Here is a 15,374-nt window from a genome sequence, read left to right on the forward strand (position 1 = left end):
TTTATGTCCCCCGCACGTCAGTGACGCGCCATCGCGCCGCCATCGACCCACAAGCCATGGCCCGACACGAAGCGCGCGTCCTCGCTGCACAGGAAGGCGACGACGTCGGCGATGTCCTGTGGGCGGCCCAGCCGGCGCAGCGGCGCCTTGCCCTCCCAGAAGGTGCGGTATTCCGGCATCTGCTCGAAGGCAGGCGCGGTCATCGGCGTGTCGATGGCGCCGGGCTGGACGCAAGTGGCGGTGACGCCGAACGGCCCCAGCTCCGCCGCGATCGACCGGGTCAGGCCGAGCACCGCATGCTTCGAGGCGGAATAGGCGCAAAGGCCCTCGTCCCCGTACGTCGAGGTGGTCGAGCCGATGGTGACGACCCGTCCGCTGCCGTGCGCCTTGAGATGCGCCGCGGCTTCGCGCACCAGGCGGAACACGGCGACCAGGTTGACGTCGAGCACCCGCTGGAAATAGGCGTCGTCGTGGCCTTCGAGCGGATGGAAGGCGCTGATCCCGGCGCAGGGCACGACCGTGTCGACCCCGCCCATCCGCGCCACCGACGCCGCGACCAGTCGCGTATTGACGTCCGCGCCCGTGAGGTCGGCCACGAAGTCCACTTCGCCCCGGATATCGGCGGTGAAGACTTGCGCCCCGTCCGCCGCCAGCCTTGCCGCGACGGCGGCGCCGATCCCGGACCCCGCGCCGGTGACGATCGCCCGGCGTCCCTCGAGCCGCCCGCTCATGCGATCTTCAGCACCAGCTTGCCGGTGTTGGCGCCGGAGAACAGCCGCATGAAGGCGGGATAGGCGTTCTCCAGCCCCTCCTGCACGTCCTCGTCGGCGCGCAGCCGGCCCTCGCCCAGCCACTGCGCCATTTGCGCCCCGCCTTGCGCGAAGCGGTCGGCGTAGTCGGCGATGAGGAAGCCGTGGATCGTCGCGCGGCGGGCCAGGACCTGCCACAGGTTCCTCAGGCCCAGCTTCTCCGGGCTGTTGTACTCGGCGATCAGCCCGCACAGCAGGATGCGGGCATTGTGCGCAAGAGCGAAGACTTCCGCCTCCAGCACCGCCCCGCCGACGTTCTCGAACACCACGTTCACGCCCTCCGGCGCGGCCTCGGTGATCGCGGAGACGAGCGCGTCGTGGTCCTTGCCCTTGTAGTCGATGGCGGCATCGAAGCCGTAGTCCTCGACCAGGCGGCGGCACTTGTCGGCGCCGCCGGCGATGCCGATCACCCGGCAGCCCATGATCTTGCCGATCTGGCCCACCGCCGAGCCGACCGCTCCCGCCGCGCCCGAGACCAGCAACGTCTCGCCCGGCCTGGGCCTGGCCACTTCGGTCAGGCCGAAGTAGGCGGTCAGCCCCACCGCACCCAGGGCCGAGAGGTAGTTCGAAGGCGAGGCCACGGCGGCGACGTCGATCGGCATCGTGAAGCCGCCGGGCATCGCCACGGAATAGTCCTCGAGCGCGTTCAGCCCCATGACCCATTGACCGGGCGTGAAGTCGGGATTGTCGGAGGCGTGCACCACGCCCACCGTCGTCGCCCGGACGGGATCGCCCAGCGCGATCGGCGGCATGTAGCTTTCCGCATCGTCCATCCAGCCGCGCTGCGCGGGGTCGAGCGAGGCATAATGGTTGCGCACCACGATCCCGCCGGGAGGAACCTCGGGAATCGCCTGCGCGACGAGTGCGAAATCGTCCGGCACGGGTGAGCCCTGCGGTCTGCGCGCGAGCAGGAAGCGCCGATTTTCGGCCATGGCATCTTGTCTCCTTGTTCTACCGGACTGGTCGGCCTTCGAAAGCATCGGTGCACCTGTGCAAATCGACAGGTAGGTTCCGGCGCAAACCGTTGCATAGTGAACAGGCAATGACGGCCGCGACAACTACGGCTGCATGGGAGGATAATCTGATGGCATCCGCATATGTTCGTGGTGCATGGCTCGCTGCGCTCACCACAAGTTCACTGACATGCATTTCCGGGCCGGCATTCGCGCAGGATACGGCGCCCCAGGCCGCCGTGGAAGACGCGGTGGTGGACCCCAACGAGATCATCGTCTCGGCCCGCCGCCGCTCGGAAACGCTGCAGGAAACGCCGGTCGCCATCACCGCCATCAACGCGGCGATGCTCGAGAACAAGGCCTCGGCCAACATCGGCGACCTCCAGGGCGCGGCCCCGGGCCTGCTCATCACCCAGCAGAATTCGGGCGCGCAGGCGGCCAACATCTCGATCCGCGGCCTGACCTATGCCGACATCGAGAAGTCGCAGACCCCGACCGTGGGCGTTGTCGTCGACGGCGTGACCATCGGCACCAACACCGGGCAGTTGCAGGACGCCTTCGACATCGCCCAGATCGAAGTCCTGCGCGGGCCCCAGGGCACCCTGTTCGGCGCCAACACCATCGGCGGCGTCATCAACATCACCCGCACCAAGCCGACCATGGAGCCCGGCGGCAAGGCCGAGTTCACTTATGGCCGCTGGAATACCTGGGCCAGCAAGGCGATCCTCAACTACGGCGATGGCGAGACCTGGGGCGTCAAGGCCTGGTACTTCCACAACGAATCCGACGGCTTCTACCGCAACGCCATCCGCGATACCCGCGCCGGCGGCAGCAAGGCCGACAGCTATGGCGGCAGCCTGCTGTTCGAGCCCGCCGGCTCGGGCTTCGACGCGCAGCTCACGGTGGAGAACGTCAAGCAGAGCTTCGAGCCGGTGGTGAGCAACCTCACCAACAGCACCGAACTGTTCTGCGGGCTGATCGCCGCCAACGAGTGCGGCCGCAACAACACGACCGATCTCTACACCGTCTTCACCCTGCCCGCGAAAAGCACCTACAAGGCGCCCAACGCGACCCTTCAGATGAACTACGACATGGGCGGCATCAAGCTCAGCTCGATCACCGGCTGGCGTCATTCCAAGGAAGCGCAGACCCAGGACTTCGACGGTTCGTCGAGCGACCTCTACTACGTCGACCGCCGCCAGAAGTACACGCAGTGGAGCCAGGAACTGCGCGCCGCCGGCAACCTGTTCACCGGCTTCGACTACGTCGTGGGCGGCTATTACTTCCATTCGAAGTACAGCCTGACGCAGTGGACCCGCTTCTTCGGCTTCGATCCGTCCGTCCCGCCGACGGAATTCGACCAGAACCCGCAGACCAACGTCGGCAAGACCACCAGCTACGCCTTCTTCGGCGACTTCAACTGGGCCTTCGCCGACAAGTGGCGCCTCTCGTTCGGCGGCCGCTGGTCGCACGACAACAAGAAGCTGACCAACAGTTTCGCGCAGGCCGGGCTGATCGGGTCGGGCGATGCCAACTTCACCAAGTTCACGCCCAAGGTCGGCATCGACTATCGCCCCAACAGCGATATCATGCTCTACGCCAGCTGGTCGCGCGGCTACCGTTCGGGCGGCTTCAGCCCCCGCGCCGCCACCGCCGCCACCGCCAGCACTCCATTCCAGCCCGAGACCGTCGACGCCTACGAAATCGGCGCCAAGTTCTCGGCGTTCGACCGCAAGCTGGAACTGAACTTTGCCGGCTACTATTCCGACTACAAGGACATGCAGCAGAACCTGACCGTGCCGGGCGGCCCGCTGGGGAACCAGACGATCACCGGCAACGTGCCCGGCGGCGCGAGCATCAAGGGGATCGAAATGGACGGCTCCTTGCGCGTCACGCCGTTCTTCCGCATCACCACTTCGGCCGCCTACATGAAGTCGCACTTCCGCAACTTCATCACTTGCGGCGCGACTGCCAATGCCGCCCCCAATGACTGCGGCACCGGGCTGGTGCCGTTCGACTACTCGGCCAACAACCTGATCTACGCGCCCAAGTTCACGGCCTCGCTCGGCGCCGAATACGAAGTGCCGACCAGCTTCGGCAAGATCGTCGCCACGGGTGGCTGGCGCCATATCAGCCCCTATGACGAGCAGATCTCGCAGGATTCGCTGACACCCCTGCTCAACGGGGCGGGCCAGACCACGGCGGTGACCGTCAACGGCAACGACGCCCGCGTGCGTACCACCACGCAGGATCTTCTCGATGCCAGCCTGACCTTCAACTTCGACGTCGGCGACAAGGAAGCCTACTTCCGCGTCTTCGGCCGCAACCTCGCCAACGAGAAGACCACGACGCACGCCTTCACCGTGGCCGGGCTGTTCTCGTTCGGCATGGCCCTGGAGCCGCGTACCTACGGCGCGACCGTGGGGGTGAAGTTCTAGGCACCCGTCATCCCCGGTCATTCGGATCGCAAGTCGCTCTAGTACCCCCGCCCGCAACACGGGCACACCAAGGGTGTCCGGCCATTCCCGCCGGGCACCCCACCCTTTTGAAAAGGAACGAAGAATGGGCCGTCTCGAAGGCAAGATCACCCTGGTTACCGGGGCCGGCAACGCACGCGGCCTCGGTGCCGCCACCGCGCAGCGCTACGCCGAGGAAGGCGCCTTCGTCTACGTCACCGACCTCGACCTTGCCGGCGCGCAAGAAGTAGCGGCGTCCATCGTGGCGGCCGGCGGCCAGGCCGAGGCACTGGCCCAGGACGTCACCAGCGAGGCCTCGTGGGACGCGGTCTTCGCCGCGATCGAGGCCGGCCACGGCCGGCTCGACGTGCTGGTCAACAATGCCGGGATCGCCGTGCTCAAGCCGCTGGAACAGCTCACCGCCGCCGACTGGTCGAAGCAGAACAAGGTATGCCTCGACAGCGTGTTCTACGGCACCCAGCGCGCGGTCGCGCTGATGCGCAAGGTCGGCCAGGGCGGCTCGATCGTGAACCTTTCGTCGATCGGCGGCCTCGTCGGCGTGCCGATGTGCGGCGCCTATGCCGCGGCCAAGGGCGGCGTGCGCGTGTTCTCCAAGGTGGTGGCGATGGAATGCGCGGCCGACGCCATCCGCTGCAACTCGGTGCACCCCGGCATGATCGAGACGGCGATGCAGGACGTCGCGCGGTCGGACAACCCGGAAGGATTCAAGACCATCGTCGCCGGCATCCCGATGAAGCGCATGGGCTCCCCGCTCGACATCGCCAACATGAACCTGTTCCTCGCCAGCGACGAAGCCGGCTACATCACCGGCGGAGAGTTCACCGTCGACGGCGGCGTGACTGCGATGTGATCCTCCCCAGCATCGGGAGGGGACCAATCCGTTTTCCTACAACCGGGCGGCTGCGATATCTTGACCGCATGACCCGCCCGGCCCCCTCCCGCCTGCCGCAAGGCCCCCTCCCCGAAGCACCCCCAGGACAGTGTAAACCGTGTAAACCTGGTGTCTCCTTGCGAGCGGCGGGCCGGTGATCTAGGGCCGGCGACATGGCAAAGGCAGATCGTCTCGAGCGCCTCGACGCGCACCGTGCGGACCTCGAGTCCGACTATACCGCCGCGCTCGGCGCGGCCTTGCGGGTCACCGCTGCCGGAAAGTGGGGCCTGTTCGACCACAACGCCGACAAGGCCACCCGCAAGGCGATCGCCCCGGTGATCAAAAACCTGGAGGAGCTGGCCGAAACCATCGACAAGGCGCGCGAGCAGTTGTTCATGGAGCCGTTCGAGCTGCACCGTGAATTTCTGGCATCGCGCGGCCCGGTGGCCCCGCAGGCGGTGGGCGAACCCAAGCAGGCCCAGGCCTGGCTGGCTCGCCTGGCTGCCAGGGAATAAGCTTCCCGAACTCCTCCCCGTCGCTTCGGAAAGGGGAGAACCAGGCGCTCAGAGCCTGACCACGACCTTGCCGATGTTCTTGCCGGTCAGCATCCGCTCGTAGGCGGCGAGCACGTTGTCCAGCCCCTGCGTCTCGTCGAAGCGGACCTGCAGCTTGCCCGCATCGAGCCACTCGCGCAGCTGCGGCATGAACTCCGCCCCGCGCTCGAGGAAGTCGGGGATGAAGAAGCCCTCGATCCGCAGGCGCCGCATCAGCACCTGGTCGAACTGCGCGGGGCCGGCCATCGGCGCATCGCTGTCGTAGCCCGCGACCATGCCGCAGACCGCGACGCGACCGTAGTGCGCCATGTTGCCCAGCACCGCGTCGAGAATCGGGCCGCCGACGTTGTCGAAGAACGCATTGACCCCGCCCGGCACTTGGGCGAGCCGCGCGGCGACGTCCTCGCCGCGATAGTCGATCGCCATGTCGACGCCCAGTTCCTCGGTCAGGAAGCGGCACTTGTCCGCTCCGCCGGCGATACCCACGACATGCGCGCCCAGGTTCCTGCCGACCTGGCAGGCAAGGCTCCCGGTGGCCCCTGCGGCGGCGGAGACCACCAGCCACTCGCCCGGCTTCACCGCCGCGACCTCCTTGACCCCGACATAGGCGGTCCAGGCATTCATGCCCAGCGCACCGAAATGCTGACGCGGATCGGCGACGGTCTCGTCCACCACTTCCAGGCCGGTAAGCGCGGGCACCACCGTCGCCACGTCCGCCCACTGCCCGAAGCCGCGCACCAGCGCGCCCTCGGGATAGGCCGCGTCGGCGCTGGCGATCACCCGGCCGAGCACCAGGCCGACCATCTTCGAACCCAGCGGCAGTGGCGGCTGGTAGCCGTCGGTGCGCGGACTCATCCACATGCGGGTGCCCGCATCCATCGACAGCCACTCGACCGCGATGCGCACCTCGCCATCGGCCAGCGGCGCGCAAGTCTCCTCGTGCAGGCTCAGGAAGCGGGAGAACTCGGTGTTTCCCTCCGGGTGGCGATCCAGTCGCCAGAAACGGCAAAGCGTCAATTCAGGTCTCCTCGCGCCGACCCTTGCCCGGCCACGCCGCCCCGCCACCTGTGCAAACTGATAGGGCTATCCGTTTGCACAGGCCGCGATCGCGCCCGCCCGGGTCTAGGCAAGGGGAAATAACGATTACATGGGAGGTTTCTGAAATGCGATTCACCAAATCCGTGCTGCTCGCCTCGACAGTGCTGGGTATCGCTCTGGGTGGCGCGCCCGCGATCGCGCAGGAAGCGCAGGACGACAGCGCCACCACGCAGGCCGGCGGTCTCAACGACATCATCGTCACCGCCCGCAAGCGCCAGGAAACCGCGCAGGACGTGCCGGTCGCCGTCACCGCCATCTCGGCCGAGCAGATCGCCAACCGCGACGTCACCAGCGTCGAGAAGATCACCGCGATCGCCCCGCAGTTCAGCGTCGGCCGCGCCTCGAACGGTTCGGGCGCGCAGCTCACCTTGCGCGGCATCGGCTCGTCCTCGACCTCGATCGGCATCGAGCAGTCGGTCGCGGTCGTCGTCGACGGCGCCTACTACGGCCAGGGCCGCGTCATCCAGGAAGGCTTCTTCGACCTCGCCCGCGTCGAGGTCCTCAAGGGCCCGCAGGCGCTGTTCTTCGGCAAGAACGCCACCGCCGGCGTGATCTCGATCACCACCGCCGACCCGACCGCAAAGCCCGAGTTCATGATCAAGGGCGGCTACGAGTTCAAGAGCCAGCAGTATCGCGTCGAAGGCTATGCCTCGATGCCGCTCAGCGACACTCTCGGCATCCGCCTCGCCGCCCGCTACACCAAGATGGACGGCGGCTACTACCGCAACGTCGCCGACGACATCACCTATACCGAGATCGACGCCGCCACTCTCGGCCTGACCTCGCACACCGCCGAGCCCGCCAAGCGCAAGGCCCCCGGCGAGGAGGAATTCCTTGCCCGCGCCACCCTGAAGTGGGAGCCGACCGATCGCCTGACCGTGAACCTCAAGGGCACGATGGACGTCAGCACGGTCAACAACTCCTCGTGGAACTACGTGGCGTTCCAGTGCGGCAACGGCGAGACCTCGCAGCTCAACGGCTACGCCTGCGGAAAGGATTTCGTCAGCCACCAGAACAACATGCCCGCCGACATCGCGGCAAACTACCCCTTCGCGAAGAAGGACGGCTCGCTCTACAACAAGTACCGCTCGGCCGGCGGCACGCTCAACATGACCTATGACGCCGATCTGCTGCAGGTCTCGTCTGTCACTAACTACCAGTGGAACAACAACCGCTGGGCCTGTGCCTGCGACTTCCAGTCGGCCGGCAGCGAGAACGGCATCGGCCCGACGTGGGCGACCGAAAATTCCTCATGGAAGGCGTTCAGCCAGGAACTGCGCGCGCTCACGCAGTTCGACGGTCCGTTCAACATGATGGTGGGCATGCTCTACCAGAAGACCCGTCGCGACTTCGAGCAGTTCGTGCTGACGGGCGGCGTTTCCAACTCCGACGCGCCCGATGGCTACCAGTACGTCACCACGGCCAAGGACAGCTTCACCAAGGGCGAGACCATGGCGGTCTTCGGTCAGCTCACCTACAAGATCCTGTCGAACCTCGAACTGGCCGGCGGCGTGCGCTATTCGGACGAGACCAAGAACAGCTTCTTCACCCAGCCGTACAACAACCCGCTGGTGCTGGGCATCTTCCGCGACCAGAACGATCCCGACGGCCTGGGCGAAGTGACCGCGCGCCAGCACTTCAAGAACTGGTCGCCCGAAGCCACGCTGACCTGGAAGGCGACGCCCGACCTGATGGTCTACGGCGCGTTCAAGACCGCCTACAAGTCGGGCGGCTTCTCCAACGGCGGCATCAACTCGAAGTTCTCGACCGATCCGACCGCCGACCTCACCTTCGATCCCGAGAAGTCGCAAGGGTTCGAGCTGGGCTTCAAGTCGACGCTGCTCTCCAACCAGCTGCGCTTCAACGTGACGGCGTTCAACTACAAGTATTCGAACCTTCAGGTCGATTTCTTCAACTCGCCGATTTTCGCGTTCCAGACGCTCACCGCCGACGCGCGCACCAAGGGCATCGAGGTGGAATGGCAGTTCGCGCCCAACGGTATCCCGGGCTTCGACATCCACGGCTCGGTCAACTACGACAAGGCGCGTTACACCAGCTTCCCGCTGGCGCCGTGCTTCGCAGGCCAGACCCCGGCCGAGGGCTGCAACCTCGCCGGCAACTCGCGCCAGGACCTGTCGGGCACGCAGCTTTCGGTGGCGCCCAAGTGGACGGGTAACCTCGGCATCAACTACGAGGTCTCGATCGGTTCGGCCAACAAGCTGGGGCTGAACGTCGACAGCAAATATTCGGCCAGTTATCTCGCCTCCGGCTTCGGCAACCCGCTGTCGCGCCAGAGCAAGTACGTGACGCTCGACGCCGGCATCCGCTTCGGCGCCGAGGACGACAACTGGCAGATCGCGCTGATCGGCAAGAACCTGACCGACCGCTTCTACGTCACCGGCGTGGTCGACGGTCCCTCGACCGGCAGCGGCACCGGCACGCCCGGCGGCATCAAGGCCGACCAGCTCGGCTTCGGCACCCTGCCGCGCACCGTGATGGTGGAAGTCACCAAGCGGTTCTGACGCACGATCGATAACTCCCACGGTCCCGGGCTTGGTTCGGGACCGTGGGTCAGTCGCCCATCGCAGGCGCGCTCGCCTCGAGAGTCCCCACGGTCCCGAACCAAACCCGGGACGACGAGGATTTTTATTACGCCATCGCGCAATTTTCCCAAACTCCCCGGTTGGCCCGCGCGGGCCGAGCGGCTAGGTCCTCGGGCATGAACCCGGCGGGCACTTCCACGCGTTGTGCCTGAGCCGCGAAAGGACCCGCCCGATGAAAGCCCCCCGCCTCCTCACCGCCCTGCTGCTCGCCGCGGCGGCCCCGCTCGCCCTCGCCGCTACCACCGCCGCCCCGCTCGGCATCGACGAGACGGCAATGGACACCACGGTCAAGCCCGGCGACGAGTTCTACCTCTTCGCCAACGGCGCCTGGCTCGCCAAGGCCGAAATCCCCGCCGATCGCAGCCGGATCGGCGCACATACCGTCGCCGCCGATGAGACCGAGCGCCAGCAGCTCGCGCTGATCGACAAGGTCCTCGCCTCCAGGGCACCCGCCGGCACCGACGAGGCGCGGCTGCGCGATTACTGGCGCGCCTATCTCGACACTCGCGCAATCGACCGGCTGGGCATGGCCCCGCTCAAGGCCGACCTGGCGACCTATGCGAAGATCGCCGACAAGGCGCAGCTCGTGCGTGTGCTGGGCGAGCAGACCGAGAGCGACCTCGACCTGTTCAACAACAACAACGACATGGCGACCGAGAACCTGTTCGGCCTGTTCGTCACCAAGGCGCTGAAGAGCGAAGAGGTCGTCCCCTACCTGTTCCAGGGCGGCATCGCCCTGCCCGACCGCGAATACTACCTCTCGGCCGAACCGCGCATGGTCACCGTGCGCGCGCAGTACCGGACTTATATCGCCGACCTGCTGCGCCTCTCCGGCATCGACCAGCCCGAGGTTCGCGCCGCGCGTATCCTCGACCTCGAGACCAGGATTGCCAAGGCCCACGCAAGCAAGGCCGACGTCGCCGACTTCACCACCGGCGGTACGCTGTGGACTCGCGCCGACTTCGCGAAGAATGCGCCCGGCATCGACTGGAACGCCTACTTCGCCGCCGCGCGCATGCCCGCGCAGCAGTCCTTCGACGCCTACAGCCCCGCCGCCATCACCGGCCTCGCCGCGCTGGTCGCCTCCCAACCGCTCGACGCATGGAAGGACTGGCTTGCCTTCCACCGCATCAACGCCAACACCGATGTGCTGCCGACGAAGATCGACGCGCTGCACTTCGCCTTCTTTGACACCGCCCTGTCGGGCACCCCGCAGCAGCGCACCCGCCAGAAGCGCGCGCTCGCCTCGCTTAACGCGGACCTGGGCAATGCCTTCGGCAAGCTCTACGTCGCTGCCTATTTCCCGCCCGCCGCCAAGGCCCAGGTCGAGGAGATGGCCACCCACATCAGGCACGCATTCGCCCGGCGCGTCGATGCGCTCGACTGGATGGCCCCAGCGACCCGCAAGGAAGCACGCGCCAAGCTCGACGGCATGGTGGTGAGCGTGGGTTATCCCGACACCTGGCTCGACTATTCGATGGTGCCGATCAAGCCCGGCCAGGCCTATGCCAACCGCATGGCCGCGATCCGGGGCAAGACGCTGCAGCAGCTCGCCAAGCTGGGCAAGCCGCAGGACCGCGGCGAATGGTGGATGAACCCACAGCTCGTCAACGCGGTTAACCTGCCCGTGCAGAACGCGCTGAACTTCCCTGCCGCGATCCTGCAAAAGCCCTTCTTCGACCCGAACGCCGACCTTGCCGCCAACTACGGCGCGATCGGCGCGGTGATCGGCCACGAGATCAGCCACAGCTTCGATTCGAGCGGCGCCCTCGTCGATGCCGACGGCATGCTGCGCAACTGGTGGACGAGCGACGACCTCGCCCACTTCGAGACACAGAGCCAGGCCCTCGTCGCGCAATACGACGCCTACAAGGCCTTCCCCGACCTGCACCTCAACGGCAAGCTGGAACTGGGCGAGAACGGCGCCGACGTCGCCGGCCTCGTCGCCGCCTTCGACGCCTATCGCGAGGCGCTCGGCGGCAAGGAACTGCCGGTGGTCGATGGACTGACCGGCGACCAGCGCTTCTTCATCGCCTATGCGCAGAGCTGGGCCAGCAAGGACCGCGAAGGCGCCCTGCGCCGGCAGGTGATCGGCAACGCCCATGCGCCGGGGCAATACCGCGCGCTGACCGTGCGCAACGTCGATGCGTGGTACGAGGCTTTCGGCGTGAAGCCGGGCGATGCGCTCTACCTGCCGCCCGAAAAGCGCGTCCGCCTGTGGTGATTTGACCTCGGTACAGTGATCCAGCGTCGTCCCGGGCTCGCCCCGGGACGACGATCCTCAGACCCCCTTCGGTGCGTGCTGGCGGTGAATGTTGCGGAACGAGCGGCTCTTGAAATGCCACTTGCCCTCCACCTTCACGCAGGCGTCCTCGTAGACCCCGCGATCGCGCATGGTCACGCCGTCCTGGTCGTAGACCTCGGAGGTATAGCTGCGCATGACCGCGTGGTCGCCATCGACCTCTATCGACCCAGGCCAGGCTTCGAACATGATGCCGGGATAGGCCTTCATCGCCTCGATCCACATGGCGACGATCGCGTCGCGACCCTTGGTGGTGCCGATCTCGGGGTAATCGGGCAGCGACCACTCGGCGTCCTGGGCCCAGGTTTCCCCCCAGGCGTCGGCATCGCAGCGCGTCACCGCGTCGGCGTAAGTCTCGAGCAATTCGCGAATGGCGAGGCGGTCCTCGAACGGGCCAGTGTAAGGCATTGCGGCATTCTCCCAGGTATTTCGAGCGATTCTAGGTCGTAAAGTCGTTAAAAGGCACCATCGAGGTGCTCGAGATCGAAGCCATTCGGGCGCCCGAAGGATTTGACCAAGATGACCCATCATTGCGTCGAGCCATTTCGCCTCAAACCTTGAAGGCGCGTTTTATGAGTTTACGACCTCGTGCCTGCCTGTCCTGCTGGGACCTGTGCCTTGGGGCAGGCGTCCGGAAGCGATCACGCCTCGACCGGCCGCTCGTGCGGTCCCGGCGGAGCATCGGGCACCGCCACTTCGATCATTCCGTCGGCGATCCGCAATTCAAAGACGCGCAAGTCCGCATAGGCTCCACCGATGCATCGCCCCGTCGCCGCCTCGAACCTTGCGCCATGCAAGGGGCACATGATGGCGCCGCGCCGCACGCGGCCAGGCGAGAGCAAGGCCGCCTGGTGGGTGCAACGATCGTTGATCGCCCGAAAGCCGTCGTCGGTCCGGACGACCAGCACGCTCCAGCCTCCCAACCGCGCGGCGATCTTGCCGTCCTCGGGAAAGTCGCTCTCGGCAACCAGCGGATGATAGGTTTCGCTCATGGTCGTGGTCATCTCAGATCTGCACCAGCGTCTTGCCGATGGTGCGGCCGGACATCAGGTCGATGAAGGCTTGCGGCAGCGTCTCGAAGCCGTCGCGCAAGTTGGCGAGCGGGCGCAGCTTGCCCTCGGCCACCCACTGGTCGAGTTCGGCCTGCGCCTGCTCCAGCACGTCCGGGTAGTCGTAAGTGATGAAGCCCTGCATCTTGATACGGTTGACCACCAACTGCCACAGCGTCCTCACCCCATGCGGGTGGTCGGCGTCGTTGTATTGCCCGATCATGCCGCACACCGCGACGCGACCGTGGAGGCGCATCAATGACAGGATAGCCTCAAGCATCTCGCCGCCCACATTGTCGAAATAGACGTCCACGCCTTCAGGCGCGGCTCGGGCGATCTCGGCCGCGATGTCGGGCGTGGCGCGGTAGTCGATGGCGGCATCGAACCCCAGGTCGCGGATCACCTCCATCTTTTCGGGCGAGCCGACGAGGCCGATCACCTTGCATCCCCTGGCCTTGGCGATCTGCCCGACCGTCGAGCCGGTCGCGCCGGCGGCGGCGCTGACCACCACGGTCTCGCCCGCCTTGGCCTCGCCCACCGCGAAAAGCCCGACCCATGCGGTCAGCCCTACCGGCCCCAGTGCGCCCATGTAGTGATGCAGCGCCGTGCCCGGCTGCTGGTGGACTTTCTCCAGCCCCCAGCTCTCGCCTGAAAGCACGTAGTGATCCTCCCAGGTCGCGAAAGCGCGGACCAGGGTGCCGACTGGATATTCGGCGTTGTTCGACTCCACGACCTCGCCCAGCGACATCCCGTTGATCGGCGCCCCGATCGCGACCGGCTCGATGTAGCTGGGCCGGTCGTCGAGAAATCCGCGGATCGCAGGATCGACCGAACCGACGCGCATGGCGACGACGAACTCCCCGTCGCCGGGCAACGGCATCTCGGCCTCGGCCAGTTCGAAGTCCTCTAGCACGGGCAGCCCCTCGGGGCGCCGTGCGAGCAAAATCTGTCTTACCTTTCCCATGTCCGCCTGCTTACCCGTGCCGGGCACCTGCGGAATGCTGTTCTAAACGCTAGGTTTGCCGAAGGGGCCGACATGGTCAAACTCCCGCTCAAACAGACCGGAGCAGGATTCATGAGCATGTCCCCCGCAGAGCTTACCGATTTCGTCGATCGCCTCTATGCCACTTGTGCCCTGGGTGACTGGGAAACGGTCGCAACCATGCTGACCGACGATTTCGTCGCCTGGGAAGCGGATGCCATGCCGATGGCCGGCGCCTATCGCGGCAAGGAGGGGTTCCAGCAGCTCTTTGCCAGGGTCATGGGCATGGTCGACATCGTCGCCCTCGATCGCACCGACCTCGCGCTCGGCAACGACCGGGCGATCGCGGTGCTGACGATGCGCTTCGCCGACCCCGCCCTCGCCCCGGTGGAACTGTGCGAGATGTTCACGTTCCGCGACGGCCTGTGCTGCGAGATCAAGCCCTACTACTACGAACCATCGGCGTTCCACGCAGCGGCAGCGGCAAAGGCACGAGTGGCGTAAAGGCCCCTGTTTTCTATCGCCAGATTCGCATCTGGCGATCCGGGCATTGCAGCACCCTGCGCCCGAAGGCGCGGGGTGCACGCAACGTCGCGCGGAAGCATGCTCCTGGCGAGGGCCGTCCTGTAGGGGCTCGGACCGCGGGACTTCAAATCATCCGCTTGGAGCACGCTCTCGATGCGAAACTCAGCGCGCGGAGGCGAGCTGCACGCGCGAGGGGCTGGAAGCGTCGGCCATTCGGGCTTCGATGCGCGCACGGATGTCCGCCTTGACGGCCGTCCGGCATTCGCTGGCCCGCTGTTCGAGAGCGAGATGCACGCTTGCCAGCCGCTCGCCGCAGACCGAGCGTGCGGCCTGGTCCATGCGGATGGCCAGTCGCTGCTGGCCGTCTACGGTGGCGAGGTCGAGACCCTCGAGCTGCACGACCGCACGGTCCCGGGCGAACGGATTTTCGGTGGGAGCCGCCGACGCCGCGGTGGCGAAGGCGAACGGGGCCAGGGCCATGAGACCGATCTTCATCATCTTCTCCTGAAAACACATCGAAGGCCGCTCTGCGGCGACCCCGCCTTCATAGCGCTCGACGGAGGAGTTGACAATCTAGGGGAACGATCGCGCGGATCGCCGATCCGCGACGCAGGGCGCTGCGAGTACTAGCGGCTGCCGACGACCAGCGCGGCAAGGTTTGTGACATGCCCCAGCAGTCCGATGGGCAGGTCGGCCCGCGCGGTTTCATCGTCCGCTCCCGGACGGCAAAGCGTAACGTCGATCGTGCGCGCCCGCGGCGCCGACCATTCGCGCACCGTCTCTACCGGAAGGCTGACCTTCCACGCTCGCCGGCCCTCGACCGACACAGGGTGGCCGTTGATGTACACGGCGGAGGCCGGGTCAGCGCGATAACCGGATACGAGAACGCAGCTTTGCTCGCCACACGAAACCAGCCGCGTGCCGGGTTCCGATGCCGCCATCGCGCCGGGCGCCGAGATCGCCGTCACCATCGCGCCGCCCAGGGCGACCATGCGATTGCTGCCAAAGCGAAACGACTTGCGACGCCGTGCGGACGAAACGAGACCAGACCAACCAATCAAGATGCGGGCCTCCCCGGGGAATGACCCTTCCGAGAGTGGTCAGGCAATCGCCATTGCGGCAGACGCAAATTCGCGATGTAGGACATAGAT

Annotated in this window: 14 protein-coding genes; 6 read left to right on the top strand and 8 right to left on the bottom strand. The window is 66.4% G+C overall.

All coding sequences use genetic code 11. The annotated features are described in order from the left end of the window. Window positions 1–17 precede the first annotated feature (17 nt). Both ACFFDA_RS17710 and ACFFDA_RS17715 read right to left on the bottom strand, forming a co-directional pair. Entirely contained in the window at window positions 18–731 is a 714-nt protein-coding gene (locus tag ACFFDA_RS17710) for an SDR family NAD(P)-dependent oxidoreductase (protein ID WP_404482106.1), read from the bottom strand. Then, entirely contained in the window at window positions 728–1,741 is a 1,014-nt protein-coding gene (locus ACFFDA_RS17715; RefSeq protein ID WP_404482107.1) for an NADP-dependent oxidoreductase, read from the bottom strand. Before ACFFDA_RS17715 ends, ACFFDA_RS17710 begins: the two co-directional genes overlap by 4 nt. Before the next feature lie 152 nt (window positions 1,742–1,893). Between ACFFDA_RS17715 and ACFFDA_RS17720 the strand changes: the two genes are divergently transcribed. From ACFFDA_RS17720 to ACFFDA_RS17730, 3 genes are all read left to right on the top strand, one after another. Beyond that, window positions 1,894–4,200, top strand: coding sequence for a TonB-dependent receptor (locus ACFFDA_RS17720; protein ID WP_404482108.1), 2,307 nt, complete (start codon window positions 1,894–1,896; stop codon window positions 4,198–4,200). A 124-nt stretch (window positions 4,201–4,324) separates the two neighbouring features. Further along, on the top strand, window positions 4,325–5,089 hold the full coding sequence (locus ACFFDA_RS17725) for an SDR family NAD(P)-dependent oxidoreductase (protein WP_404482109.1): 765 nt from the start codon (window positions 4,325–4,327) through the stop codon (window positions 5,087–5,089). A gap of 194 nt (window positions 5,090–5,283) precedes the next feature. After that, on the top strand, window positions 5,284–5,625 hold the full coding sequence (locus tag ACFFDA_RS17730) for a hypothetical protein (protein WP_404482110.1): 342 nt from the start codon (window positions 5,284–5,286) through the stop codon (window positions 5,623–5,625). Window positions 5,626–5,673: 48 nt separating this feature from the next. Here the strand turns inward: ACFFDA_RS17730 and ACFFDA_RS17735 are convergent, their stop codons facing one another. Beyond that, the gene (locus ACFFDA_RS17735; RefSeq protein WP_404482111.1) at window positions 5,674–6,681 is read right to left on the bottom strand and encodes an NADP-dependent oxidoreductase; all 1,008 of its coding nucleotides are present in this window, start codon (window positions 6,679–6,681) and stop codon (window positions 5,674–5,676) included. Between the two features lie 146 nt (window positions 6,682–6,827). Here ACFFDA_RS17735 and ACFFDA_RS17740 point away from each other — a divergent pair, with 146 nt between their 5' ends. Then, window positions 6,828–9,284, top strand: a complete 2,457-nt coding sequence (locus tag ACFFDA_RS17740) for a TonB-dependent receptor (protein WP_404482112.1) — start codon at window positions 6,828–6,830, stop codon at window positions 9,282–9,284. Between the two features lie 253 nt (window positions 9,285–9,537). Continuing rightward, window positions 9,538–11,589 carry a M13 family metallopeptidase gene (locus tag ACFFDA_RS17745; RefSeq protein WP_404482113.1) on the top strand — a complete coding sequence of 684 codons (2,052 nt, stop codon included), beginning with the start codon at window positions 9,538–9,540 and terminating at the stop codon, window positions 11,587–11,589. Window positions 11,590–11,646: 57 nt separating this feature from the next. Here the strand turns inward: ACFFDA_RS17745 and ACFFDA_RS17750 are convergent, their stop codons facing one another. The 3 genes from ACFFDA_RS17750 to ACFFDA_RS17760 all read right to left on the bottom strand — a co-directional run bounded on the left by ACFFDA_RS17750 (window position 11,647) and on the right by ACFFDA_RS17760 (window position 13,680). Continuing rightward, window positions 11,647–12,075 carry a nuclear transport factor 2 family protein gene (locus ACFFDA_RS17750; protein ID WP_404482114.1) on the bottom strand — a complete coding sequence of 143 codons (429 nt, stop codon included), beginning with the start codon at window positions 12,073–12,075 and terminating at the stop codon, window positions 11,647–11,649. 233 nt (window positions 12,076–12,308) lie between these two features. Continuing rightward, window positions 12,309–12,659 carry a Rieske (2Fe-2S) protein gene (locus ACFFDA_RS17755; RefSeq protein ID WP_404482779.1) on the bottom strand — a complete coding sequence of 117 codons (351 nt, stop codon included), beginning with the start codon at window positions 12,657–12,659 and terminating at the stop codon, window positions 12,309–12,311. A gap of 13 nt (window positions 12,660–12,672) precedes the next feature. Further along, the gene (locus ACFFDA_RS17760; RefSeq protein WP_404482115.1) at window positions 12,673–13,680 is read right to left on the bottom strand and encodes an NADP-dependent oxidoreductase; all 1,008 of its coding nucleotides are present in this window, start codon (window positions 13,678–13,680) and stop codon (window positions 12,673–12,675) included. A 111-nt stretch (window positions 13,681–13,791) separates the two neighbouring features. On the opposite strand from ACFFDA_RS17760, the gene ACFFDA_RS17765 reads away from it, so the two are divergent. Next, window positions 13,792–14,202 (top strand): nuclear transport factor 2 family protein, encoded by a 411-nt coding sequence (locus ACFFDA_RS17765; RefSeq protein ID WP_404482116.1) that lies wholly within the window; start codon window positions 13,792–13,794, stop codon window positions 14,200–14,202. Window positions 14,203–14,385: 183 nt separating this feature from the next. On the opposite strand, the gene ACFFDA_RS17770 is transcribed toward ACFFDA_RS17765, so the two are convergent. Together ACFFDA_RS17770 and ACFFDA_RS17775 are read right to left on the bottom strand one after the other, a co-directional pair. Continuing rightward, window positions 14,386–14,721 (bottom strand): UrcA family protein, encoded by a 336-nt coding sequence (locus ACFFDA_RS17770; RefSeq protein WP_404482117.1) that lies wholly within the window; start codon window positions 14,719–14,721, stop codon window positions 14,386–14,388. 128 nt (window positions 14,722–14,849) lie between these two features. Continuing rightward, window positions 14,850–15,215 (bottom strand): hypothetical protein, encoded by a 366-nt coding sequence (locus tag ACFFDA_RS17775; protein ID WP_404482118.1) that lies wholly within the window; start codon window positions 15,213–15,215, stop codon window positions 14,850–14,852. Window positions 15,216–15,374 lie beyond the last annotated feature (159 nt).

Source organism: Novosphingobium sp. BL-52-GroH, assembly GCF_044813085.1.
GTDB lineage: Bacteria > Pseudomonadota > Alphaproteobacteria > Sphingomonadales > Sphingomonadaceae > Novosphingobium.

What these genes read in the sequence shown, in the direction of transcription:
- ACFFDA_RS17740 (WP_404482112.1), top strand. Translation starts at nt 6,828, where the DNA reads ATGCGATTCACCAAATCCGTGCTGCTCGCCTCGACAGTGCTGGGTATC.
- ACFFDA_RS17770 (WP_404482117.1), bottom strand. Translation starts at nt 14,721, where the DNA reads ATGATGAAGATCGGTCTCATGGCCCTGGCCCCGTTCGCCTTCGCCACC.
- ACFFDA_RS17765 (WP_404482116.1), top strand. Translation starts at nt 13,792, where the DNA reads ATGAGCATGTCCCCCGCAGAGCTTACCGATTTCGTCGATCGCCTCTAT.
- ACFFDA_RS17775 (WP_404482118.1), bottom strand. Translation starts at nt 15,215, where the DNA reads ATGGTCGCCCTGGGCGGCGCGATGGTGACGGCGATCTCGGCGCCCGGC.
- ACFFDA_RS17745 (WP_404482113.1), top strand. Translation starts at nt 9,538, where the DNA reads ATGAAAGCCCCCCGCCTCCTCACCGCCCTGCTGCTCGCCGCGGCGGCC.
- ACFFDA_RS17730 (WP_404482110.1), top strand. Translation starts at nt 5,284, where the DNA reads ATGGCAAAGGCAGATCGTCTCGAGCGCCTCGACGCGCACCGTGCGGAC.
- ACFFDA_RS17720 (WP_404482108.1), top strand. Translation starts at nt 1,894, where the DNA reads ATGGCATCCGCATATGTTCGTGGTGCATGGCTCGCTGCGCTCACCACA.
- ACFFDA_RS17755 (WP_404482779.1), bottom strand. Translation starts at nt 12,659, where the DNA reads ATGAGCGAAACCTATCATCCGCTGGTTGCCGAGAGCGACTTTCCCGAG.
- ACFFDA_RS17715 (WP_404482107.1), bottom strand. Translation starts at nt 1,741, where the DNA reads ATGGCCGAAAATCGGCGCTTCCTGCTCGCGCGCAGACCGCAGGGCTCA.
- ACFFDA_RS17760 (WP_404482115.1), bottom strand. Translation starts at nt 13,680, where the DNA reads ATGGGAAAGGTAAGACAGATTTTGCTCGCACGGCGCCCCGAGGGGCTG.
- ACFFDA_RS17725 (WP_404482109.1), top strand. Translation starts at nt 4,325, where the DNA reads ATGGGCCGTCTCGAAGGCAAGATCACCCTGGTTACCGGGGCCGGCAAC.
- ACFFDA_RS17710 (WP_404482106.1), bottom strand. Translation starts at nt 731, where the DNA reads ATGAGCGGGCGGCTCGAGGGACGCCGGGCGATCGTCACCGGCGCGGGG.
- ACFFDA_RS17750 (WP_404482114.1), bottom strand. Translation starts at nt 12,075, where the DNA reads ATGCCTTACACTGGCCCGTTCGAGGACCGCCTCGCCATTCGCGAATTG.